17 protein-coding genes, 1 tRNA gene and 2 pseudogenes are annotated in these 23380 nt (G+C 59.4%); 12 read left to right on the top strand and 8 right to left on the bottom strand.

Annotated features, from left to right (window positions below):
• Positions 1-57: 57 nt before the first annotated feature.
• Positions 58-813 carry an SDR family NAD(P)-dependent oxidoreductase gene (locus B3F77_RS08935; protein ID WP_293604620.1) on the bottom strand — a complete coding sequence of 252 codons (756 nt, stop codon included), beginning with the start codon at positions 811-813 and terminating at the stop codon, positions 58-60.
• Positions 814-993: 180 nt separating this feature from the next.
• Here B3F77_RS08935 and B3F77_RS20960 point away from each other — a divergent pair.
• A pseudogene (locus B3F77_RS20960) lies at positions 994-1284 on the top strand (LysR substrate-binding domain-containing protein); the annotation flags it as partial.
• A 55-nt stretch (positions 1285-1339) separates the two neighbouring features.
• Here the strand turns inward: B3F77_RS20960 and B3F77_RS08930 are convergent.
• Positions 1340-2272 carry a LysR family transcriptional regulator gene (locus B3F77_RS08930; protein WP_293604619.1) on the bottom strand — a complete coding sequence of 311 codons (933 nt, stop codon included), beginning with the start codon at positions 2270-2272 and terminating at the stop codon, positions 1340-1342.
• A 167-nt stretch (positions 2273-2439) separates the two neighbouring features.
• Here B3F77_RS08930 and B3F77_RS08925 point away from each other — a divergent pair, with 167 nt between their 5' ends.
• Positions 2440-3369, top strand: coding sequence for a dihydrodipicolinate synthase family protein (locus B3F77_RS08925; RefSeq protein WP_293604618.1), 930 nt, complete (start codon positions 2440-2442; stop codon positions 3367-3369).
• A gap of 31 nt (positions 3370-3400) precedes the next feature.
• The gene (locus B3F77_RS08920; protein WP_293604617.1) at positions 3401-4864 is read left to right on the top strand and encodes an aldehyde dehydrogenase family protein; all 1464 of its coding nucleotides are present in this window, start codon (positions 3401-3403) and stop codon (positions 4862-4864) included.
• A 314-nt stretch (positions 4865-5178) separates the two neighbouring features.
• Here B3F77_RS08920 and B3F77_RS08915 read toward each other — a convergent pair whose 3' ends face one another.
• On the bottom strand, positions 5179-5544 hold the full coding sequence (locus B3F77_RS08915) for a hypothetical protein (RefSeq protein WP_293604616.1): 366 nt from the start codon (positions 5542-5544) through the stop codon (positions 5179-5181).
• 518 nt (positions 5545-6062) lie between these two features.
• Here B3F77_RS08915 and B3F77_RS08910 point away from each other — a divergent pair.
• The 9 genes from B3F77_RS08910 (at position 6063) to B3F77_RS08870 (ending at position 14301) form a co-directional block, all read left to right on the top strand.
• Positions 6063-6368 (top strand): hypothetical protein, encoded by a 306-nt coding sequence (locus B3F77_RS08910; RefSeq protein WP_293604615.1) that lies wholly within the window; start codon positions 6063-6065, stop codon positions 6366-6368.
• Between the two features lie 112 nt (positions 6369-6480).
• Positions 6481-6888 carry a tyrosine-type recombinase/integrase gene (locus B3F77_RS08905; RefSeq protein WP_293604614.1) on the top strand — a complete coding sequence of 136 codons (408 nt, stop codon included), beginning with the start codon at positions 6481-6483 and terminating at the stop codon, positions 6886-6888.
• A 160-nt stretch (positions 6889-7048) separates the two neighbouring features.
• Positions 7049-7732, top strand: a complete 684-nt coding sequence (locus B3F77_RS08900; RefSeq protein WP_293604613.1) for a putative iron-sulfur cluster-binding metallochaperone — start codon at positions 7049-7051, stop codon at positions 7730-7732.
• 124 nt (positions 7733-7856) lie between these two features.
• Positions 7857-9008, top strand: coding sequence for a helix-turn-helix domain-containing protein (locus B3F77_RS08895; RefSeq protein ID WP_293604612.1), 1152 nt, complete (start codon positions 7857-7859; stop codon positions 9006-9008).
• Between the two features lie 96 nt (positions 9009-9104).
• On the top strand, positions 9105-10469 hold the full coding sequence (gene rsmB, locus B3F77_RS08890) for a 16S rRNA (cytosine(967)-C(5))-methyltransferase RsmB (RefSeq protein WP_293604611.1): 1365 nt from the start codon (positions 9105-9107) through the stop codon (positions 10467-10469).
• On the top strand, positions 10450-11115 hold the full coding sequence (locus B3F77_RS08885; RefSeq protein WP_293604610.1) for a DUF4390 domain-containing protein: 666 nt from the start codon (positions 10450-10452) through the stop codon (positions 11113-11115). Before rsmB ends, B3F77_RS08885 begins: the two co-directional genes overlap by 20 nt.
• Positions 11112-13424, top strand: a complete 2313-nt coding sequence (locus tag B3F77_RS08880; protein WP_293604609.1) for a sensor histidine kinase — start codon at positions 11112-11114, stop codon at positions 13422-13424. Before B3F77_RS08885 ends, B3F77_RS08880 begins: the two co-directional genes overlap by 4 nt.
• 69 nt (positions 13425-13493) lie before the next feature.
• Entirely contained in the window at positions 13494-14168 is a 675-nt protein-coding gene (locus tag B3F77_RS08875; RefSeq protein ID WP_293604608.1) for a response regulator, read from the top strand.
• A 57-nt stretch (positions 14169-14225) separates the two neighbouring features.
• Positions 14226-14301, top strand: a tRNA-Phe gene (locus tag B3F77_RS08870).
• A 338-nt stretch (positions 14302-14639) separates the two neighbouring features.
• Here B3F77_RS08870 and B3F77_RS08865 read toward each other — a convergent pair.
• From B3F77_RS08865 to rpoB, 5 genes and pseudogenes are all read right to left on the bottom strand, one after another.
• Positions 14640-15134 (bottom strand): annotated as a pseudogene (locus B3F77_RS08865) (IS30 family transposase); the annotation flags it as partial.
• A gap of 281 nt (positions 15135-15415) precedes the next feature.
• Entirely contained in the window at positions 15416-15598 is a 183-nt protein-coding gene (locus B3F77_RS08860; protein ID WP_293604607.1) for a hypothetical protein, read from the bottom strand.
• Positions 15599-15628: 30 nt separating this feature from the next.
• Positions 15629-16222 (bottom strand): LemA family protein, encoded by a 594-nt coding sequence (locus tag B3F77_RS08855; RefSeq protein ID WP_293604606.1) that lies wholly within the window; start codon positions 16220-16222, stop codon positions 15629-15631.
• A 320-nt stretch (positions 16223-16542) separates the two neighbouring features.
• Complete coding sequence (rpoC, locus tag B3F77_RS08850; RefSeq protein WP_293604605.1) at positions 16543-20763, bottom strand: DNA-directed RNA polymerase subunit beta'; 4221 nt, start codon at positions 20761-20763, stop codon at positions 16543-16545.
• A 26-nt stretch (positions 20764-20789) separates the two neighbouring features.
• Positions 20790-23380: DNA-directed RNA polymerase subunit beta (gene rpoB, locus B3F77_RS08845; RefSeq protein WP_293604604.1), on the bottom strand; the 2591-nt coding region annotated here is incomplete at its 5' end.

The raw sequence follows: 23380 nt of genomic DNA, 5'->3' as shown, positions 1-23380 counted from the left end.
TGCAATAATCCATTTTGCAGACATTTTTCATTGCCTTGGATGCGTCAATGGAAAGCGTCAAGGCATGTACTGCCCGCCATTGACCTCGATGATCTGCCCGGTTACATAGCTGGACAGCTTTTCCGAGGCGAGGTAAATGAAAGCGCCGACGCATTCGTCGGCCGTGCCGAGCCGCGCCATCGGAATCGTCAGACGCATCGCTTCAAGTTGCTCGGGCGTGGAAAATTTGTCATGGAAAGGCGTGGTAATCACCCCAGGGGCGACGGCATTGACACGAATCTGCCGGCCTGCGAGTTCCTTGGCGATGCTCTTGGTCGCCGTGCTGACAAACCCCTTGGAGCCGGCATACAGGCTGGCGCCCGGCCCACCGCCGTTGCGCGCGGCGATACTGGTCAGATTGATGATGCTGCCGCCCCTTGTCATGTGCGATACCGAGTATTTGGTGCACATCATCATCGAGCGCACGTTCAGACCCACGATGTCGTCGAAAATTTCATCGCTGACATCGGTGATGGGCACGCGCTTAACCAAAGCGCCAGCGTTGTTTATCAGCACATCTATGCGTTTGAAGCGTTTGACCGTTTCGGTCACTATGCGTTTGCACTCGGCGGAGACGCGTAGATCGCCTTGCACCACCAGCGCCTCGCCGCCGGCTTTTTCGACCGCTTCGGCTACCGCCATCGCAGCAGCCTTGGAACTGTTGTAATGCACCGCCACTTTGCAGCCGAGTGCGCCGAAGGCTTTTGCACAGGCTGCACCGATACCGGTGGAAGCACCCGTAACAAGAACGACTTTACCTTTTAGATCATCCATTCACATATACCTCGTTAATCTCAATCGGCCAAGTGGTAAGGCCAATCAATAATTGCACGATCTGTAATATTCAACATACGGAGAAACCCTATCGCGGGTGGTCCGGGCCCGATTCAATCGTGCGTATCAGCATGACATTTATCCCGAAAAGCGCCTGCGTTGGCCACCCCCTTGTCAACGATGTCGAAGGCCGTGCCGTGCGTCGGGGTGACGACAGGAAAGGGCAGTCATCCGAATGTATGCATGTCGATTCAGGTCAATACGAGCGACTTGTTGACACCCGCACTGATCCGTGCTGACCTGGATATGATACTGGGCTGCCTGCCCGACCAGTTCCAGAGCGACGAACTGGAGATCGAGTTGGTGGAAGGCGAGCCCATGAGCATTGTTGCCAGGGTGGACCAGCCGCTTTTTGACCGTGCCGAGATCACCTTGCACGATCTGGTGGGTGAAGCCTGGATCTTGCATCCCTCGGGCAGTCCGATGCGCCGCCGCGACGACACGCAGGAAACCGCAGGCCACGCGCCTAGTCTTGCCGTGTCACTCTCAGCACATCGACAAAGCGCTGTGCAACAGCCGACAGGGTGCCACTTGATCGCGTCACGATGCCGAAGGACTGGGTGCGGGACTTCAGCGCTATCGGCAGGATTTTCAACAGCTTCTGCGTACTGAAGAACTCGCACACGTCCTTGGGCAGCAAGGCCACCAGGTCCGGACTTTTTTGCAGCATCACTACCGTGGCAAAGGTGGATGCAGTCTCGATGAGGTTGCTGGGCATCGCAATTCCCGCGTCGCTCATTTCCCGCTCAAGCAGAGCCCGCAATGGCATCCGGCTCGGGTAAACGATCCAGTTATAAGGTTCGAGGTCCTGCAGGCGAACCTTTCGTGCCCGCGACAGCGGGTGCGCGGGTCCCGCCACAACGCTAAGGGGCTCGTCGCGCAGCACTTCATAGCGATACAGGTCAGGCCGTGGGCTGACCACGACCCGCCCGATGACGACCTCCAACTGCGCCTGGTCGAGCATGTGCAGAAGCCGTGCGCTGGTGTCTTCGACGATTTCGATGGAAATATCCTGATCTTCCGCACGCAGCCTCTGGATCGCGTCCGTCAGCACCTTGGGTACCGCTCCCATGATCGCGCCCACCGAGAGTCGCCCCCCCCGGCCCAGGCGGATGTTGGACACCTCCTGCACCATCGCATCCACATCGGCCCGCAGCAGCCAGGCATAGCGGATCACGCAGCGGCCCAGCTCGTTGGGCGCGATGCCCACGCGGGAGCGCTCAAACAATGGGCCTCCCATGATGCTTTCGATTTCCATCAGCGCCTTGCTGGCGGCAGATTGCGTCATCGACAGGTCACCGGCTGCCTTGCGCAAGGAGCGGTGCTGGTCCAGCGCAATCACAAGGCCGAGTTGCTTGAGCCGCAGGCGGCTGAGCACGGCATTGGCGGTAGTGGCCATGAGAGATGTTTCCAGGTTTGCGGTGTAAGGGTTTACAAGGATAGTCGCATTGGTGATTACATTATGGAAAGAATTCCATCGACAAACCCTAAGGCAAGACCCTACAGTCACACTAAGGAATTGGCAGTTTTGGATTACCGGTTTTACAAACGCCAATCACAACAAACATGACCCAACGCAACATCCCCAGGTACCAAGGTGTCTTCCCTGTCGTTCCGACAACTTTCACCGAGTCCGGCGAGTTGGATCTGCCAAGCCAGAAGCGCTGCGTCGATTTCATGATAGCCGCGGGCTCCACCGGCCTGTGCATCCTGGCGAACTTCTCCGAGCAGTTCGTGCTGTCAGATGACGAGCGCGAAGTCCTCACGCAAACCATCCTGCAGCATGTGGCGGGCCGGGTTCCGGTGATTGTGACCACCACGCACTTTGGCTCGCGAGTCTGTGCTGAACGCAGCCGCCGCGCGCAGGATGCCGGTGCCGCCATGGTCATGGTGATGCCGCCCTACCACGGCGCCACCATCCGCGTGCCTGAGGAAAAGACCTATGAGTTTTTCGCCACGCTGTCGGGCGCCATCGACATTCCCATCATGATCCAGGATGCACCGGTCAGCGGTACCACGCTGTCGGCGGCGTTCCTCGCCCGCATGGCCAGGGAGATCGAGCAGGTGGCCTACTTCAAGATTGAAACACCGGGTGCAGCCTCCAAGCTGCGCGAGCTGATCCGCCTGGGTGGCGACGCCATAGAAGGCCCGTGGGATGGCGAGGAAGCCATCACCCTGCTGCCTGACCTGGACGCGGGTGCCACGGGTACCATGACAGGAGGCGGCTACCCCGATGGCATTCGCACCATCATGGATGCCTGGTTTGCAGGACGAGGCGACGAGGCGGCTGACGCCTACCAGCGCTGGCTGCCACTGATCAATTACGAAAACCGCCAAGGGGGCATACTCACCGCCAAGGCGCTTATGAAAGAAGGTGGCATCATCGCGTGCGAAGTGCCGCGCCACCCTTTTCCGGCCATGCACCCCGCCGTGCGCGCCGGCCTGCTGGAAACTGCCCGCCGCCTGGACCCGCTGGTCCTTCGCTGGACAAAATAAATCGGCGACCCCTAACCTCTTCAGGACATCCATGACCAATTTGCACAACAACCTCCACCATAACCTCATCAACGGCCAATGGGTTCCCGGCAACACCACCAGCGCCAACCTGAACCCATCCAACCTGTCTGACGTGATCGGCGAGTATGCGCAAGCTGATGCTGCAGGCATTGATGCGGCCGTGCAGGCGGCGCAGGCTGCATTTCCCGCGTGGTCCACTTCCGGCATCCAGGCCCGGTCGGATGCGCTCGACAAGATCGGCACCGAAATCCTGGCGCGCCGTGAGGAACTCGGCACCCTGCTCTCGCGCGAAGAGGGTAAGACCCGGCCAGAAGGCATTGGTGAAGCCACCCGCGCCGGCCAGATCTTCAAGTTCTTTGCCGGTGAGTGTTTGCGCCTCAGCGGTGAAACCGTGCCCTCGGTACGCCCCAACATCGGCGTGGAAATCACGCGCGAGCCTGTGGGCGTGGTCGGCCTGATCACGCCCTGGAATTTTCCGATTGCGATTCCGGCCTGGAAAATTGCACCTGCGCTGGCCTTTGGCAACTGCGTGGTGCACAAACCGGCCGACCTGGTGCCGGGCAGTGCCTGGGCGCTGGCCGAGATCATCTCGCGATCAGGCATCCCGGCGGGCGTCTTCAATCTGGTGATGGGCTCCGGAAGGGTGATTGGCGATGCGCTGGTCAACCATCCCGGCATCAACGCCATCAGCTTCACCGGCTCGGTCGGTGTGGGCGGCCGCATTGCGCAAGCCTGTGCCCTGCACCTCAAGAAGGTGCAGCTCGAAATGGGCGGCAAGAACCCGCAAGTCATTCTGGACGATGCGGACTTGGCCCAGGCGGTAGAACTGAGCACGCAGAGCGCTTTCTATTCCACCGGCCAGCGCTGCACGGCGTCCAGCCGGCTGATCGTGACCGAAGGCATCTACCCTGCATTCGTAAAGGCCCTGCAGGAACGCATGGCACGCATCAAGGTCGGTGACGCCCTGGCCGCCGGCACAGACATCGGCCCGGTCTCCTCGCAGGCGCAACTGGAGCAGGACCTGAGCTACATCGAGATCGGCAAGGCCGAAGGCGCGACGCTGGCAGTCGGCGGTGAACGCGTCAGGTGCCACACCGGCAGCGGTGCCGAAGGCTACTTCATGACGCCGGCGCTCTTCAGCGAAAGCACCGCCGGCATGCGCATCAACCGCGAAGAGATCTTTGGCCCAGTGGTCAGCGTCATTCGGGTCAAGGACTACGAAGCCGCGCTGGCGACTGCCAATGACACGCCGTTCGGCCTGTCCGCAGGCATTGCCACCACCTCGCTGAAGTACGCCACGCACTTCAAGCGGCACAGCCAGGCCGGCATGGTGATGGTAAATCTGCCCACAGCCGGGGTGGACTACCACGTGCCTTTCGGCGGGCGCAAGGGTTCCAGCTACGGCCCGCGTGAACAGGGCAAGTACGCGCAGGAGTTCTTCACGACAGTGAAAACCGCCTACACGCTGGCCTGAAAGTCAGCGATGGCGGAAGCCGGTGCTCCGGATTTGCTACCTATTTGATAGCTGCCTACGCCGATAAATAATGGGCTGTAGACTGATTTTTTTAAAAAATCAGTCTACTCAGGTCACCCAGGCCACTGAGGCTGAATGGAGCGAGCGTTGAAAGTGCTGATCAGACAGGGCTACTTGTTTTGGGTGACCTACGCGGGGCTTCCTAACGGCCAAACCTGTGCCGCCGAATGCCTGCAAGAGACTTGTTTGGAGTCAGTCAGGCTTTCCAAAAGCGGACGTTTAACGTTTGAATGGCGGCCTGCTGCAATGACCCGTTAGTCCTGCCTATACCACTGGAATTGCGTGAGGCCATTTGCTTCGTTCTCTACCGCGGAAGCGGAAACAATAATTGGCTCAAGGTACGCAGCAACACAGGTTTCTCCAACCAAGGACTCTACGACCCGGAGATGCCTATCCGTACCATCTGCTTCGACCAGCATTCCTTGGACGACCGGCGCACAAAGCTGGACCGTCTTTCGCATTTGAATGCTTTGCTTCGGAAGGTCGTATTCATCCTTCTCGGTCGAATCGACATTGACGGTGAGCACCGTCTTGTAGCGCCGTTCTTTCATTTCTCGCCGGAACAGCAACATGCCCCAGCTGCCAAGAACAAAAAGAACAATGGCGATTTCAATTTCCATGATGTGAGGCCTACCTTAGAGGCCAGATCCTTGATGTTCGGGAAGGCATCGCGGGCGCGATTACCCAACGATTATCCAATACACGCATATATTGAGCCAGGTCAATTCGAAGTCCGTAAGTCTCTGTCAAGAAACAACTTTCTGCTCATTTTCCGTTCGGCGGTCGAGGCAAGTGTAATAATTTTCGACATTAGGCGCGAGCCGGTCAGCCCGTTGCGGACAGCGGCTATTCCTTCGCAGCTTCGGGATTTGTGAAACAGTCATTCCCACTCATACCAAGCTACTGAACGATGAGGCTATGAGGGGTAGTGTCATGTAGCGAAGATCGACTGGTGTGTGAATTGTTGCGAATTAACACATAGGGGCACAGAATGTCACTGCATTCTTTGGACAGTGCAAAGCCCGAGGCGTCTTATTCAGGCAAACAGAGAAGATTACTGAATTAAACAGGCCATGGGTTTGGCGTCAAAGGTAGCGCTCAACTCATTGGCGATCTAACACGAACCGGTGGTTCAACCATGTTCAACTTTTTTAAGCGTTCAGCCGCTACCAAGGTTAATCCAGTGCGAAAGCCAACAGCGCGCAAACCTTCTTCGACGTTGGCCACGGGGCAAGGTCTGGACGCCCCCGTACCAATTCCTGAGGTTATTGAAGGTAACGAAGAATCTGATTGGGCCTTGTGGGAAGACTCTGTTTGGGCTCAGGACAGTCAGATGCAATCCTTAACCCCTTCAGCAAGGATTTATCAAAAAGAGGAAGCCAAGCCCAGCCAATATGAAGACCTCAATGACGTCTTTTCCTCGGTCAGAAGGAAGGGCCCCTAGTGTGCGGGGTTAAGGGCTTCAAGGAGGCCGGGCGTTCCAGATACATCACTGATGATGCTGAATTCACCCAGGTCAAGGCACAGGCGCATTTCACGGTGATCGACGCGAGGACTTGGCACTGCTGACCGGTCAGCGGCCGGCTGATGTACTCAAGTTCAAACGCTCCGATATCCGCGATGGTGCGCTGTGGATAGTGCAGAACAAAACCGGCGCCCGACTAGGCATTGAGGTCACCGGCGAACTGGCGGCCGTCATCACCAAAATCAACGACCGGCCACGCCGTGCCATCAGCGCTTATTTGATTCAGGATGAAAACGGACAACCATTGACCCAGGGAGCCCTGCGCTCACGCTTCGACCAGGCGCGCACCCTGGCAAAGGTGGATTTTCAGTTTCGGGATATCCGAGCCAAGGCTGCGACCGGCACCGGCGACCTGGCACACTCTCAGCCCCTGCTTGGGCACAAAAACCGGGATATGACCGAGCACTACATCAGGGCCAGACGCTCGACTCAAGTCTGAGGTCCAGTGGTCCGTCAAACGATGGCACTTGGCTGATTTCTGATTGACGTCTCACCAAAGCGCCGAGTCCCGCATGTCAATCAACCGCCTGCGCTGCCGATTGCGCAACCATACTCCCACAACCCAAGCGACCACAATAACTCCGAGTCCTGCACCCACCATGACTCCTGTAGAAACCCAACCGCTAGTCGCGCCGGACGTCCACAGTTTCACCGCCCCCAGCGCGGCAGCCAATACGATAATTCCGATTGCGAGTCTCATTCCTGAACGTGCTTTCTACATTTCACTGATGAACATGATAGTCCGACCTGCGGTTGGCCGCCGCAAGGGCTGTTGCCTCGACGCATCCATATGTCAGGACGCGACCATTAGCAGCCGTTGTAATACCAGTGGAAAACCGATAATAGCGTCCAAAACGAACTCTATCGAGGTGAACATGAATAGTTGCTGTTCAGCATCTGGCTGCGACAACAAGCATCCAAGAAAACATCGCTGTCCCGTCAATAGTCGGGAGTATGCGGAAGTTTCCGGGCGAACTATCGCTCATCACATCAAGGAGTCGTGGGGTTGGGTTTCAACCGCCGCACGGTATTATTTTTGTGATGATTCCGAATGCGATGTTGCCTACTTTGGGGATGATGACTCGCTAATTCTCAAGTCGCAGTTACGAACACGTATCGGGGTAAAAGAAGAAGGAGACGACGACCTGCTGTGCTATTGCTTTTGTGTCAGCAAGGCTGAGTTCGAACGTAAACCGGCCATCAAAAATTTTGTAGTGGTGCAAACGAAAGCAGGTCTGTGTTCATGCGATACCCGCAACCCGTCTGGACGTTGCTGCCTCTAAGATTTTCCAAAACCTGGAGTTTGAACGACGGCAATGAGGACGGTTCGGACTGGCGCTTTCGCTGGCGCATTCAACCGGTGGATGCAACACACTAAACACTGCGTAAGCAGAAGGAGTGTTGCCAATGAAGCGAAGACCACGGATCTATTACACGCAAAGCCAGAAAGCTCTCATGTGGGAGCGCTGGAAGGAAGGTGCAACCCTCCACCAGATTGCCCGGTTGTTTGATCGAACACACTCGTCGATACATCGGATTCTGGCTGAGACGGGTGGGATACGCCCGCCAGAGCGTTGCCGTTCGCAATTAGCGCTGACCTTAGCCGAACGCGAAGAGATATCACGTGCTGTGGTGGCGGGCCAGTCAATCCGTTCGATAGCAACACTTCTCGGTCGAGCGCCATCCACCATCAGCCGTGAGATCAGGCGCAACGGTGGCCAAGGATGCTATCGGGCCAACCATGCTGACCAAGCGGCTTGGGATCGGGCACGTCGCCCAAAGACCTGCAAACTGGCTGAGAACCGAGCGCTGGCGCGTGTCGTGGCAGGCAAGCTCCAATGCCAGTGGTCGCCACAGCAGATTGCTGGGTGGCTGAAGCATACTTACCCATGCGACGAGAACTACCACGTGTCACACGAGACTATCTACCGCAGCCTCTTTCTTCAAGCCCGTGGCGCCTTGAAGAAAGAGCTGTTGCAGCATTTGAGGCGCACACGAGGCATGCGTCGTTCACGTCATCACACGCAAAAGACAGACACTCACGGCCGAATCACTGACACGGTGTCGATCAGAGATACCCGCCTGAACATGCGGCTGGCGGGCATGGTGTTCGGGCTGGAGATGATTTTCAATCTGGGCCGCAGCCTGTGCGAAACCGATGATGAAGGCCGCCGCTCCTTCCTCGCCCTGCCAGGCTTGGCCATCATGACTACCGGCTCCTTGGGCTGGCTGGCGGGGCGGGCACTGAAGGCGGCCGTATCGCGCCAGCGCGAGTTTTTGGCCGATGCGCGCGCCGTGCAGTTCACGCGCAGCAAAGAAGGGCTGGGCGGGGTGCTGCGCAAGGTGGCCGGCCAGCAGGCAGCTGGCGGCGGCACGCAGCGCAGCCTGCACCCGGCTGTGCAGCACATGCTGCTGGTGGGCGCAAGCACCGAAGCGCGTTGGTTTGCCAGTCATCCGCCCCTGGCCGAGCGCATCCGCCGCATTTATGGCCGACCAATGATTGCGCTGCCTGCACAGCGCGATGGCGAGGCCGTGACGCGGCCTGATGCGATCTTTTGAAAGACAGGATCGCGCCGAATCCATAATGCACCCAGCGCCGTCCGTGTCTGGACGGCATTACTGTCGGTCGTCAAAAGGCCGGCCTCTATAGAACCGATGCAAGACAACACAACCCAAGTTCCCTTGTGGCGCCAGCTTCAGGGGGCCGCCTCTTTACTGATGGCCGTTCGAGACGGCCAGTCCATGACCGCCGCACTGGAAGATGTTGACGCCACGCTCCGGCCCGGCGTTCAGTCGCTCGGCTTTCATGTGTTGCGCTGGCTGGGCCGCGCCGAGGCCTTGCGCCAGCAACTGGCCAAGCGTCCGCCGCCGCCTGAGGCCGATGCGCTGCTCTGTGTGGCGCTGGCGCTGGGCTGGTCAGACGATGATGCGCCATACACGACTCACACGCTGGTCGATCAAATCGTTGAAGCGGCCAAACGCAGTGAAGCCACCCGGCACCAAGCCAGCTTCATCAATGGTTGCCTGCGCCGCTTTTTGCGCGAGCGCGACGCGCTGGTGGCGCAGACCGAGAAAAGTCCGCAAGCCATCTGGAACCATCCGCAGTGGTGGATAGACCAGGTGCGCAAAGATCACCCGGCACACTGGCAGGCTATTTTGCAGGCCAACAACAGCCGGGCCCCGCTGATACTCCGGGTTAATGAACGAAAAACGACTCAAGCCCAGTATCTACGAGAGCTTACAGCTATCAATATAAAAGCATCTCCGGTGGGGAAACAAGGCGTAATCCTGGCTGCCGCGCGCCCCGTGACGGCGCTGCCGGGCTTTGCCGAGGGGCATTTTTCGGTGCAGGACGCCGCAGCCCAGTTGGCCGCGCCTTTGCTGCTGGAGGGACTGGCCTCCACACTAGCCACTGCGCATGCTTCGCTGCCCCCCGGGAGGGCTACTCCGCTTCGAATTCTCGACGCCTGCGCCGCACCCGGCGGAAAAACTGCCCACTTGCTGGAGCTGGCTGACTGTGAGGTGACGGCGCTGGATATTGATGCCCGCCGCTGTGAGCGCATCGCGCAGAACCTGCAGCGCCTCGGCCTGCAGGCGGACATCCTGGTGGGCGACGCTGGTCAGCCCGACACCTGGTGGGATGGGCGGCTTTACGACGGCATCCTGCTGGATGCGCCCTGCACCGCCTCGGGCATCGTGCGGCGTCACCCCGACGTGCGCTGGCTGCGCCGGCCGGGCGACATCGCCCAGCTTGCAGGCATCCAGGCGCAGTTGCTCAAATCTCTGTGGCCCTTGCTCAAACCCGGCGGGCGCCTGCTGTACTGCACCTGCTCGGTTTTCCGGGCGGAGGGTGACAATCAGATAGAAACGTTTGTTGCACACCACACCGACGCCCTATTAATGCCCTCGCCAGGGCATTTGCTGCCCCAAAGTGGCGTTGAAGCGACAGTCTTCCCGGACAATTTGCTGCGTGAGCACGACGGTTTTTATTTCGCACTTCTTGAAAAACGCAGCCATTAGCAGCGTTGCGAGCCGCGTTGCCCGCTTCCTGCTGGGCTTTTGCCTGTGCACGTTGCTGGCGCACGGCCAAAGCGCGGCCTTGGCTTCCGAGATCACCGAACTGCGCGTTGAGCGCGCTGATGACGGGATTTACCTGTCGGCTGGGGTCCGGTTTGAGCTCCCGCCGGTGGTTGAAGACGCCCTGCTCAAGGGTATTCCGATGTTTTTTGTGGTCGAGGCCGACATCTACCGCGAGCGCTGGTACTGGACGGATCCGCGTGTGGTCAGCGCTGCCCGCACCCTGCGCCTGGCTTACCAGCCCCTGACCCGCCGTTGGCGTGTCAACATTGCCTCGGGGCTGATCAGCAGTTCCGCCGGCCTGCGCGCCACACTGAATCAGAACTACGACACAATGGCCGAAGCCCTGTCGGCGATCCAGCGCGTGGCCCGCTGGAAAATCGCCGAGACCTCCGAAGTGGACCCGGAGGTCACGCACAAACTCGACTTCAGTTTTCGGCTCGATCTTTCGCAGTTGCCACGCCCTTTCCAGATCGGCATGGCCGGCCAACGGGAATGGACCATTTACGCGCAGGTTAAAGAACAGCTGAAGCTGGAGCCCGCCACGTCCCCTATGCCTCCCGCCGCCAGCACCGAGGGCGTCAAGTGAGTCTTCCGGGCAACGTGGCGTCGATCAAAAGCAGCCAGGCCTTTCGCTGGACAGTGGGCGTCGGCATAGGTGTCACGGTGGCCATGGGGCTGGTACTGTTGTTTTTGCTGACCCAGGCCACCGGCAACCGCGATCTGTACGAACGTAATTACGCGCTCCTCTTTGGGCTGAATGTGGCCGTGGCGGGCCTCTTGCTGCTGGTGATTGGCTGGATTGTGCTGCGCCTGGCGCTGCGCCTGCGCCGCGGCCGCTTTGGCAGTCGCCTGCTGGTCAAGCTGGCGGCCATCTTCGCCCTGGTGGGCCTTTTGCCTGGCCTGATGATTTATGTCGTATCGTACCAGTTTGTGTCGCGCTCCATTGAGAGCTGGTTTGACGTGGAGGTCGAAGGCGCGCTGGCGGCGGGGCTGAACCTGGGCCGTGCCACGCTGGACGCGCTGGCGGCTGACCTGGCCAACAAAACGCGGCAGGCGGCCACGCAACTGTCAGAAACCCCGGATGCCATGGCTGGCCTGGCACTGGAGCGCTTGCGCGACCAGCTCACGGCCAGCGATGTGGTGCTCTGGAGCGCATCAGGCCAGTTGATTTCCAGCGCAGGTGGATCGCGGTTTTTACTTCAACCCGAGCGCCCCTCGGTGCAGCAACTGCGCAACGCACGGACCGAGCGCGTCATCACACAGATCGAAGGGCTTGACGAGGTGGTGCCAGGCGGCACCGGCGAACTGACGGCCAGCAGCGGGACGGCGGGTGCCGCTGCTGCAGCAAGAGCGGCCAACATGGCACCGCGTATCAAAGCTCTTGCCGTGGTGAACAACCCGCGTGTGACTGTGCTGGGCGATGCCCGCTTTTTGCAGGTGACTGCGGTGTTGCCCCCAGGCCTGGTGACCAACGCCATTGCAGTTCAGGAGGCCAACAGCCAATACCAGGAGCGTGCGCTGGCGCGTGGTGGCCTGCGTAAAATGTATATTGGCACACTCACGCTCAGTCTTTTTCTGGCCGTGTTCGGCGCGGTGCTGTTGGCTGTGGTGCTGGGCAACCAGCTTGCCAAGCCGCTGCTGCTGCTGGCCGAAGGGGTGAAGCAGGTGGCCCAGGGCGACTTGACGCCCAAAGCCGCGCTGCAGGGCAAAGACGAGCTGGGCGGGCTGACCCGTTCGTTCGCCGACATGACGCAGCAGCTGTCAGATGCCCGCTCCGCGGTGCAGGAAAGCATGAACCAGGTCGACGCCGCGCGCGCCAACCTGCAAACCATCCTCGACAACCTCACCGCTGGCGTGATCGTGCTGGACGTGAGGGGCCGCATCCAGTCCAGCAATCCGGGTGCGACACGCATCCTGCGCGCGCCGCTGGCCGCATACCAGGGCAAGTCGCTCGGCGAAGTCCCCGGCCTGGAGCTGTTTGCCAAGGATGTGCTGGCTCAGTTCGCCGACTACCTCAGCGACAACGCGCCGCATGGGCTGGAGCACTGGCAGCAGTCGTTTGAACTCCATGCCGCCGTGCCTGGCGCACCCGACAATGCCATCACGCTGATTGCGCGCGGCGCCAAAATGCCGGGCACCGAAGAGTTTTTGCTGGTGTTTGACGACATCTCTGAAATAGTGTCAGCCCAGCGTGCGCAGGCCTGGGGTGAAGTGGCGCGCAGGCTGGCGCACGAAATCAAGAACCCGCTCACGCCCATCCAGCTGTCGGCCGAGCGTCTCGAGATGAAACTCACGGGCAAGGTGGGCGAGCCTGAGCAGGCGCTGCTCACCAAGTCCGTCAAAACCATCGTGGACCAGGTCGATGCCCTGAAGCGGCTCGTCAACGAATTTCGCGACTACGCCCGCCTGCCCGCTGCCGAGCTCAAGCCGGTTGACCTCAACGCGCTTATCACCGATGTGATGCAGCTCTACCTCAGCGATAACGCCAGCGAAAACGCAGTGGTGCCGGTCACCACTGAGCTCGACCCCAAAGCCCCGCCGATCAAGGGCGATGCCCAGCAGTTGCGCCAGGTCATTCACAACCTGCTGCAAAACGCGCAGGATGCCCAGGAGGGCAAAGACGGGGGCCACGTCACCCTCAAAACCGAGTACCTTGAGGCCTCCAGACGCGTGCGCCTGAGCGTGCGCGACAACGGGACCGGCTTCCCCGAGCACATCCTCAAACGCGCCTTTGAGCCTTACGTCACCACCAAGGTCAGAGGCACGGGCCTGGGGCTGGCGGTGGTCAAGAAAATTGCGGATGAACACGGCGCGCGCATCGATATTTCGAACCGCGTTGTGGACGGTAGCGTGCAAGGCGCGCAAGTATCGTTATCATTCACAGTTGTGGCTTAACAACACACGCAGCAACACATTCAGCAATACCTCCGCATCGGCAACAACTGGCAGGGCAGCAATTCAATCATGGCAAATATTCTGGTGGTCGACGACGAGTTGGGCATACGCGACCTTCTCTCGGAAATTCTCAACGACGAAGGGCATCAGATCGAGCTGGCTGAAAATGCGGCGCAAGCCCGCGCCGCCCGCGGACGCGCCAGGCCAGACCTGGTGCTGCTGGATATCTGGATGCCCGACACCGACGGCGTGACGCTGCTCAAGGAGTGGTCGTCCAGCGGCCTGCTCACCATGCCCGTCATCATGATGAGCGGCCATGCCACGATAGACACCGCGGTAGAGGCCACCAAAATCGGCGCCATGGCGTTTCTTGAAAAGCCCATCACCCTGCAAAAGCTGCTCAAGGCCGTAGAGCAAGGCCTTGCCAAAACAGTCGTCCGCAAACCCACCGTCCTGAACGCCGCCTTGTTGCCGGCTGATCTCGCGTTGGAGGCCATCATGACCGGCGTCATCCCGCCCGCGCCCGTCGATCCGGGCCTGCAGGCCATGCAGAGTTTTTTGCTTGAAAAGCCGCTACGCGATGCACGCGACGAGTTCGAAAAAGCCTACTTTGAATTTCACCTCGCCAAAGAAGGCGGCTCCATGACCCGTGTGGCCGAAAAGACCGGCCTGGAGCGTACCCATCTGTACCGCAAATTAAAGCAACTGGGCGTAGATCTCACGCGCGGCAAGCGCGGCGCTTGAACAGCAAGTCTGTCGCCGGCTGGTGGCTATTGCGGCTGATATATAATCTGCGGCTCAGGCCCGGTAGCTCAGTCGGTAGAGCAGAGGATTGAAAATCCTTGTGTCGGTGGTTCGATTCCGCCCCAGGCCACCATCTTTGAAACCCGCATGAAACCTAGGTTTGTGCGGCAATCAGCAAAAAAAGCGGCCCCTCAAAAAGGCCGCTTTTTTTGTTTTCTGACGCAGTTTCTGACGTTCGCGTGACGGATAGCAATCGTCTTGAAGTCCGGCGTCAAGCGGGAATCCCCGGGCGTGTACCCTTATCGGCATCAATTGCGTGACTTAAGAGTGCTGCTAGTCCACTGAATCGGCGACAAGCGTCGGCTTTGGTAACCAGAAGAAACGACTTTGGGTTAGCCACCTTTACGCAACGTATGTCCGGCATGGAATGAACCGGCAGTCAGTCGTGAGTGTCCGGTGTTGGTGGCGGATTCAACCGGTGGATGCAACAAGTTGGCTGAATCGTTCAGCTGGCGTTTCGTAGTTTAGAGTTTTCCTTGGGCGTTCGTTCAGTTTTCTCGCCACTGCATTTAGCTGTGCCTGTGAGTAATCCGAAATATCGACTCCCTTGGGGAAATACTGCCTCAATAGTCCGTTCGTATTTTCATTGCTCCCGCGCTGCCAAGGACTCTGGGGATCACAGAAGTAAACATTGATGTCGGTCGCCAACGTAAAGCACTTGTGGTCAGCCATTTCTTTACCCCGATCCCAAGTCAGTGACTGGTAGAGCTCCTGCGGCAACTTACGAGCGTTTTTGATCAACGCGTTAATGACCGTTTCCGTGTCTTTGCTGGCGACCTTCACCAGCATAACGTAGCGTGTATGACGCTCAACGAGGGTTGCAATCTGGCTATTGCGGTCTCCAAACAGCAGGTCCCCCTCCGAGTGACCTGGTACCGCACGATCCTCCACCGTGGCCGGACGTTCGCCTTCGCGCAAATGGCTGAACTCGTGGGCCACCACCGCGTCATCCTCGTCCCAACCGGCGGCAAAGGCGTTGATGCTGTCCTCCCGCGCCAGCACCATGGGCTGGGGCTGCTTCAGGCTGGCGGCAATGGCCAACTCACTGACGATGTGGCACAACTTCTGCTCGGACTCGCGGCTGGAAGGCCAAGCCTCGCGCGCACCGGCCCGCCGTGCCAGTTTGTCACCGCCGCCTTGCAGCTCGGAAGTTTCCAGCCACCAGCCGCCCATTACAAACAGCAGCGTCACAGCCGAGTTGACGCTAAAAAATAGGCCGGATAGCCGCTGAACCCCGGCGCCACGGCGCGCCAGGTCAGCGCCAGCGCGGCGTTGACGGCCAGCAGCAACGCGATCACCGTCAAGCCAAACAGCAACAGCAGCCGGAGGGTTTGCGTCCGGGCTTGTTCTTGCCGGTCAAAAAACCGCATCGTCGTGATGGGAAATAAGAAGGCCAGCGCTCACATCTGGATGCGGACGGCCTGACGCTCCAGCGCGCTTTCGGTGGCGCGCAGCATGACCGAGGGCGCAAAGCCAAACAGGCTGGCAATCAGCAGCGCCGGGAATTGCCCTTGCGCATTGTTGTAATCCAGCACGGCATCGTTGTAGGCCTGGCGGGCAAAGCCGACCTTGTTTTCGGTGCTGGTCAGTTCTTCGCTGAGCTCGCGAATGGTCTGGTCGGCCTTGAGTTCGGGGTAGGCCTCCGCCACCGCAAACAGACGCCCCAGGCTGCCGTCCAGAGCCTGCTCGGCGACGGCCAGTGCTGTGACAGCGCCGGCATTGGCCGGTCGGCTTCGCACGGCATCGCTGGCGCTGCGCGCCTGGTTGCGCGCAGTGATCACCGCTTCCAGCGTGCTCTGCTCATGCTGCAGATATTTTTTGGCGGCCTCCACCAGATTGGGGATCAGGTCATAGCGGCGCTTGAGCTGAACATCGATCTGGCCAAAAGCATTGCCAATGGTGTTTTTAAGACGCACCAGACGGTTGTAGGCACCCACGGCCCAGAAAACCAGCAAGGCACACAGGCCGATGGAAACAAGAGTGCTCATGGACATGGAAGGATTCCTTGAAGCTGAGGGGTAGCGGACTTGAAACCGAGCGTTTTTCCGGCAGTTTTTTCAGCGATTTTGCCAATGCTTGCCATGAGATTAACTGCTTTTTGCAACGTCTCGGCAGGGCCGCTGCGTCCAGCCTGGAAATTGCTATTGTTTTAATAGCTATTCATGCCCGTTGTATATGGGCTACAGCCCAATTTTTCTTAAATTTTCTGAGCCAGCCCATTGTCAGGCGACTTCGGGGCGAAGCGCCTACAAAAAAGCCCCACACCTTTGCGGGGTGTGGGGCTTGGCGCTTTTCAGGGCGTCAGGAGCCGGGCTTACTCCGTTGCTGCGCTGTCACCTTCGGCTTCAGCCGGTACAGCCATGGCCTCAAGTTCGGCCGCTTCCGCCTCGGCAATGGCGCGGCGCTCGGCGTCGTCCATCTGGTCCTTGGCTTTGCGTGCCTCGTGATAAGCCATGCCGGTACCGGCAGGAATCAGGCGGCCGACGATCACGTTCTCTTTCAGGCCGCGCAACTCGTCGCGCTTGCCCATGATGGCCGCTTCGGTGAGCACGCGGGTGGTTTCCTGGAAGGAAGCCGCGGAGATGAACGAATCGGTCGACAGCGACGCCTTGGTAATACCGAGCAGCAGGTTGCTGAAGACCGCTGGAATCTTGCCTTCGGCCCGCAAGGCATCATTCACATCCAGCAGGGCAGAACGCTCGACCTGTTCACCGGCGATGTAGCTGGAATCACCGACGCTCTCGACCACCACACGGCGCAACATCTGGCGAACAATCACTTCGATGTGCTTGTCGTTGATCTTCACGCCCTGCAGGCGGTAAACGTCCTGCACTTCATCGACGATGTAGCGGGCCAGCTCGGCCACGCCCAGCAAACGCAGGATGTCTTGCGGGTCGGCCGGGCCGTCCACAATCGATTCGCCCTTGTTCACCACCTGGCCTTCGTGCACCAGAATGTTCTTCTCCTTGGGCACGAGGTCTTCCCAGACCTTGCCTTCCGGATCAGTGATCTGCAGGCGAACCTTGCCTTTGGTCTCTTTACCAAACGACACGGTACCGGTCATCTCGGCCAGCGTGCCCTTGTCTTTCGGCGTGCGGGCTTCGAACAGTTCGGCCACACGCGGCAGACCGCCGGTAATGTCGCGGGTCTTCTGACCTTCGACCGGGATACGGGCCAGCACTTCGCCGGGGCCGACGTCCTGACCGTCACGCACCTGAACCAGCGCGCCGATCTGAAAGCCGATCGTCACCGCGTGATCGGTGCCTGGAATCTTGACTTCGTTGCCGGTGGCGTCGATCAGCTTGACGTGCGGTCGAATCACCTTGGTCGCACCGCGGCGCTTCGGATCAATCACCACCAGGGTCGACAGACCCGTCACATCATCAACCTGCTTGGCCACCGTCACGCCTTCTTCCACATTCTCGAAGGCCACCTTGCCGGCGAATTCGGTAATGATGGGGCGTGTCAGCGGATCCCAGTTGGCCAGAATGGCACCAGCCTTGATGGTCTGGTCGGCCTTGACAGTCAGCGTCGCACCGTAAGGCACCTTGTGACGCTCACGCTCACGGCCATACTCGTCATGAATGACGATCTCGCCGGAACGGGCAATCACGACCAGGTCGCCTTTGCTGTTGGTCACATAGCGCATCGGTGCGTTAAAACCGATCACACCATTGGACTTGGCTTCGACGCTGGAGGCAATCGCGGCACGCGATGCCGCACCCCCGATGTGGAAGGTCCGCATGGTCAGCTGCGTGCCGGGTTCACCGATCGACTGCGCGGCGATGATACCGACGGCTTCACCGATGTTGATCAGGCCACCGCGACCCAAATCGCGGCCATAGCACTTGGCGCACAGGCCGAAGCGGGTTTCGCAGGTCAGCGCGGTACGCACTTTGACTTCGTCCACGCCATCAGCTTCGAGTTCGTCAATCAGGTCTTCGTCCAGCATGACACCGGCTTTGGCCAGGACCGAGCGATTCTCGGGGTGCAGGATGTCTTCCACCGCGGTGCGGCCGAGAATACGGTCGCGCAGCGATTCGATGACTTCACCGCCCTCAACGATGGCGCGCATGAGCGAGCCTTCTTGCGTGCCGCAGTCATCTTCGGTCACCACCAGATCCTGCACCACGTCGCACAGGCGCCGTGTGAGGTAGCCGGAGTTGGCCGTTTTCAGTGCCGTGTCGGCCAGACCTTTGCGGGCACCGTGGGTGGAGATGAAGTACTCCAGCACGTTCAGGCCTTCGCGGAAATTCGCGGTAATGGGCGTTTCGATGATGGAGCCGTCGGGCTTGGCCATCAAACCGCGCATACCGGCCACTTGGCGAATCTGCGCTGGAGAGCCGCGGGCACCGGAGTCGGCCATCATGTAGATGGAGTTGAACGATTCCTGATCGACTTCATTGCCGTGGCGGTCAATGACCTTTTCTTTCGAAAGCTGGGCCATCATGACCTTGGAGACTTCGTCGCCTGACTTGCCCCAGATGTCCACCACCTTGTTGTAGCGCTCACCAGAGGTCACCAAGCCGGAGATGTACTGCTGCTCGATCTCTTTGACTTCCTTCTGGGCACGCGCAATGATGTTGTGCTTCTCCTTGGGAACCAGCATGTCTTCGATGCAGATGGAGATACCGGCCCGGGTGGCCAGTCGGAAGCCCGATTGCAGCAACTTGTCGGCAAACACCACGGTCTCTTTCAAGCCGCACTTGCGGAATGACACGTTGATGAGCTTGGAGATTTCCTTTTTCTTCAACGCCTTGTTGATGTTGGAGAAAGGCAGCCCCTTGGGCAGGATTTCGGACAGCAGCGCTCGGCCTCCCGTGGTTTCCCACAGCTTGGTCGATGGCACAAATTCCCCGGTTTCCTTGTCCTTGGTCCACTCCGTCAGACGCACGCTGATCCTGGCGTTCAGGTCAAGCTCACCCGCATCGAAGGCGCGGCGAACTTCGCCGGTGTCGGAAAACACCAGCCCTTCGCCCTTGCCATTGGTACGTTCGCGGGTCGTGTAGTACAGACCCAGCACCACGTCTTGCGACGGAACAATGGAAGGCTCGCCGTTGGCAGGGAACAGGATGTTGTTCGAAGCCAGCATCAGCGTGCGGCATTCCATCTGCGCTTCCACAGACAGCGGCACGTGAACAGCCATCTGGTCACCGTCAAAGTCGGCGTTGAAGGCCGAGCAGACGAGGGGGTGCAGCTGGATCGCCTTGCCTTCGATCAGGATGGGCTCAAAGGCCTGGATACCGAGCCGGTGCAGCGTAGGCGCACGGTTCAGCATCACGGGGTGCTCTTTGATGACCTCTTCCAGAATGTCCCACACCACGGGGGTGCCGGATTCGACTTCTTTTTTCGCGGCCTTGATGGTGGTGGCAATGCCACGCACTTCGAGCTGGGCGAAGATGAAAGGCTTGAACAGTTCCAGCGCCATCAGCTTTGGCAAACCGCACTGGTGCAGCTTGAGCGTCGGGCCCACGGTAATCACGGAGCGACCCGAGTAGTCGACGCGTTTGCCCAGCAAGTTCTGGCGGAAACGGCCCGACTTGCCTTTGATCATGTCGGCCAGCGACTTGAGCGCGCGCTTGTTGGCACCCGTCATGGCTTTGCCACGGCGACCATTGTCAAGCAGCGAGTCCACCGCTTCCTGCAGCATGCGCTTTTCATTGCGGGCAATGATTTCGGGCGCTTTGAGTTCCAGCAAACGGCGCAGACGGCTGTTGCGGTTGATCACGCGGCGATACAGGTCGTTCAGGTCGGAGGTGGCAAAGCGGCCGCCGTCCAGCGGCACCAGCGGACGCAGGTCCGGCGGCAGCACAGGCAGCACGTCCAGCACCATCCAGCCAGGCTTGATGCCGGACTTCTTGAATCCTTCCATCAATTTCAAGCGCTTGGCGTTTTTCTTGATCTTGATTTCGGAACCGGTCAGGTCGTTGCGCAGCTTGTCGATTTCAACGTCGAGGTCCAGGCCTTCGAGCAGGTCCTTGATGCCTTCGGCGCCCATCTTGGCTGTGTACTCGTCGCCGTATTCCTTGCGCTTGGCGTCGTAATCGTCTTCCGACATGATGCTGAATTTCTTCAACGGGGTCATGCCGGGGTCGGTCACCACGTAGGCTTCAAAATACAGCACGCGTTCGATGTCGCGCAGCGTCATGTCGAGCACCAGGCCCAGGCGCGACGGCAGCGACTTCAGGAACCAGATGTGCGCGCACGGAGCGGCCAGGTCGATATGACCCATGCGCTCACGGCGGACCTTGGTCTGCGTGACTTCGACGCCGCATTTCTCGCAGATGACACCGCGGTGCTTGAGGCGTTTGTACTTGCCGCACAGGCATTCATAGTCCTTGATAGGGCCAAAAATCTTGGCGCAAAAAAGACCGTCGCGCTCAGGCTTGAAAGTACGGTAGTTGATGGTTTCAGGCTTTTTGACTTCACCGAAAGACCACGAACGGATCTTCTCGGGCGATGCCATACCGATCTTGATGGCATCGAAATGCTCATCCGGCGTGAATTGCTTGAACAGGTCGAGTAATGATTTCATGAGTTAAATCCTTTTCTTTCCTGTGATTAACTGCGTTCCAGCTCGATATCGATACCGAGCGAACGAATCTCTTTAACCAGCACATTGAACGACTCGGGCATGCCCGCGGTGATCGCGTGCTCGCCCTTGACAATGCTTTCGTACACCTTGGTACGACCCTGCACGTCGTCGGACTTGACGGTGAGCATTTCCTGCAAGGTGTAGGCGGCGCCATAGGCTTCCAATGCCCAGACCTCCATCTCGCCAAAGCGCTGGCCACCGAATTGCGCCTTGCCGCCCAGTGGCTGCTGCGTCACCAGGCTGTAGGGACCGGTCGAGCGGGCGTGCATCTTGTCGTCCACCAGATGGTGCAGCTTCAAAAAGTGCATGTAACCCACGGTGGTCGTGCGCTCGAATGGGTCGCCCGTGCGCCCGTCATACAGCTGGGCCTGGGTACGAGTCACGGTCAGGCCTTTGGCCTGGGCGATGTTGTCCGGGTAAGCCAGTTGCAGCATGGTCATGATGTCCGCTTCAGAGGCGCCATCGAACACTGGCGTTGCGAAAGGCACGCCTGTCGTCAGGTTGCTGGCCATCACGAGGACGTCATCATCGGACAAGGTGCTCAGGTCTTCAACCCGGCCCGACTTGTTATAGATCGTGTCCATGAACTTGCGCAGCTCGGCCACTCTGGCCTCGGCCTGCAGCATGTCGCCAATCCGCTGGCCCAAGCCTTTGGCGGCCCAGCCCAGGTGGACCTCGAGCACCTGACCCACGTTCATGCGCGAAGGCACGCCCAACGGGTTCAGCACGATGTCGCACGGCGTGCCGTCGGCCATGTGGGGCATGTCTTCGACCGGAACGATCTTGGACACCACACCCTTGTTGCCGTGGCGGCCGGCCATCTTGTCGCCGGGCTGCAGACGGCGTTTGACCGCCAGGTACACCTTGACCATCTTGAGCACGCCGGATGGCAGCTCGTCGCCTTGCGTGAGTTTTTTGCGTTTTTCTTCGAAAGCCAGGTCAAAGCTGTGACGCGTTTGCTCCATGGCGTTCTTGATGCTCTCCAGCTGTGAAGCTACTTCGTCATCCGCAGGACGGATGTCAAACCAGTGGTACTTTTCAATGTCGGCCAGGTAGGCCTTGTCGATCTTGGTGCCCTTGGCCAGTTTTTTCGGGCCGCCGTTGGCGACCTTGCCGTCGAGGAGTTTTTCGAGACGGTCAAACGCATCGGCTTCCACAATACGCAGCTGGTCGTTGAGGTCCAGACGGAAACGCTTGAGTTCGTCGTCAATGATCTGCTGGGCACGCTTGTCGCGCACAATGCCTTCACGGGTGAAGACCTGCACGTCGATCACGGTACCTTGCGAGCCCTGGCTCACGCGCAGCGACGTGTCTTTCACATCGCTGGCTTTTTCGCCAAAGATGGCGCGCAGCAGCTTTTCTTCCGGCGTCAGCGTGGTCTCGCCTTTTGGCGTGACCTTGCCCACCAGCGTGTCGCCCGGCTGGACTTCAGCGCCGACATAAATAATGCCGGATTCGTCGAGACGGTTGAGTTGCTGCTCGGACAGGTTCGGAATGTCGCGGGTGATCTCTTCACAGCCCAGCTTGGTGTCGCGCGCCATCACGACGAGTTCTTCGATGTGAATCGAGGTGTAGCGGTCTTCGGCCACGACGCGCTCGGAAATCAGAATCGAGTCTTCGAAGTTGTAGCCGTTCCACGTCATGAACCCGATCAGCATGTTCTGGCCAATCGCGATTTCGCCGAGGTCGGTCGATGCGCCGTCGGCAATCACATCCCCCTTGGCCAGTTTGTCGCCCCGCTTGACGATGGGACGCTGGTGGATATTTGTGTTCTGGTTGGAGCGCTGGTATTTGATCAGGTTATAGATGTCCACACCCACTTCACCAGCGAGGGCCTCCGCATCATTGACACGCACCACGATACGGGTCGCGTCGACGTAGTCCACCACACCACCACGGGTGGCGGTGACCACCGTACCCGAGTCCACGGCAGCGACGCGCTCAATACCGGTGCCGACCAGCGGCTTTTCCGGACGCAGCACGGGAACGGCCTGACGGGACATGTTAGCGCCCATCAGCGCGCGGTTGGCGTCGTCATGCTCAAGGAAGGGCACCAGCGAGGCTGCCACCGACACGATCTGCGCCGGCGACACGTCCATGTACTGCACGCGCTCGGCGCCGACCAGAATGGATTCGCCGTTTTCTCGCGCAGACACCAGATCGCCGGTCAGCTTGCCAGCGTCATCCAGCAAGGCGTTGGCCTGGGCAATCACGTACTTGCCCTCTTCGATGGCCGACAGGTAATCAATTTGGCTAGTGGTCTTGCTATCCAGCACACGGCGGTACGGCGTTTCAATGAAACCGTACTCGTTGAGGCGGGCGTACAAAGCCAGCGAATTGATCAGACCGATGTTCGGACCTTCAGGCGTTTCAATCGGACACACGCGACCGTAGTGGGTCACGTGCACGTCACGCACTTCAAAGCCTGCACGTTCGCGGGTCAAACCACCCGGGCCAAGGGCCGAAACACGGCGCTTGTGCGTGATTTCGGCCAGCGGGTTGGTCTGGTCCATGAACTGCGAGAGCTGGCTGCCGCCGAAGAACTCCTTCATCGCGG

Source organism: Polaromonas sp. UBA4122, from assembly GCA_002381615.1.
Classification (GTDB): domain Bacteria; phylum Pseudomonadota; class Gammaproteobacteria; order Burkholderiales; family Burkholderiaceae_C; genus Polaromonas.
This window is presented reverse-complemented; position numbering and strand designations above follow the sequence as displayed.

Coding starts and splice junctions, on each gene's coding strand:
- B3F77_RS08925 (WP_293604618.1), top strand. CDS start 2,440: ATGACCCAACGCAACATCCCCAGGTACCAAGGTGTCTTCCCTGTCGTT.
- B3F77_RS08935 (WP_293604620.1), bottom strand. CDS start 813: ATGGATGATCTAAAAGGTAAAGTCGTTCTTGTTACGGGTGCTTCCACC.
- B3F77_RS08860 (WP_293604607.1), bottom strand. CDS start 15,598: ATGCGGTTTTTTGACCGGCAAGAACAAGCCCGGACGCAAACCCTCCGG.
- B3F77_RS08900 (WP_293604613.1), top strand. CDS start 7,049: ATGACTCCTGTAGAAACCCAACCGCTAGTCGCGCCGGACGTCCACAGT.
- B3F77_RS08910 (WP_293604615.1), top strand. CDS start 6,063: ATGTTCAACTTTTTTAAGCGTTCAGCCGCTACCAAGGTTAATCCAGTG.
- rpoC (WP_293604605.1), bottom strand. CDS start 20,763: ATGAAATCATTACTCGACCTGTTCAAGCAATTCACGCCGGATGAGCAT.
- B3F77_RS08855 (WP_293604606.1), bottom strand. CDS start 16,222: ATGTCCATGAGCACTCTTGTTTCCATCGGCCTGTGTGCCTTGCTGGTT.
- rsmB (WP_293604611.1), top strand. CDS start 9,105: ATGCAAGACAACACAACCCAAGTTCCCTTGTGGCGCCAGCTTCAGGGG.
- B3F77_RS08930 (WP_293604619.1), bottom strand. CDS start 2,272: ATGGCCACTACCGCCAATGCCGTGCTCAGCCGCCTGCGGCTCAAGCAA.
- B3F77_RS08915 (WP_293604616.1), bottom strand. CDS start 5,544: ATGGAAATTGAAATCGCCATTGTTCTTTTTGTTCTTGGCAGCTGGGGC.
- B3F77_RS08895 (WP_293604612.1), top strand. CDS start 7,857: ATGAAGCGAAGACCACGGATCTATTACACGCAAAGCCAGAAAGCTCTC.
- B3F77_RS08875 (WP_293604608.1), top strand. CDS start 13,494: ATGGCAAATATTCTGGTGGTCGACGACGAGTTGGGCATACGCGACCTT.
- B3F77_RS08920 (WP_293604617.1), top strand. CDS start 3,401: ATGACCAATTTGCACAACAACCTCCACCATAACCTCATCAACGGCCAA.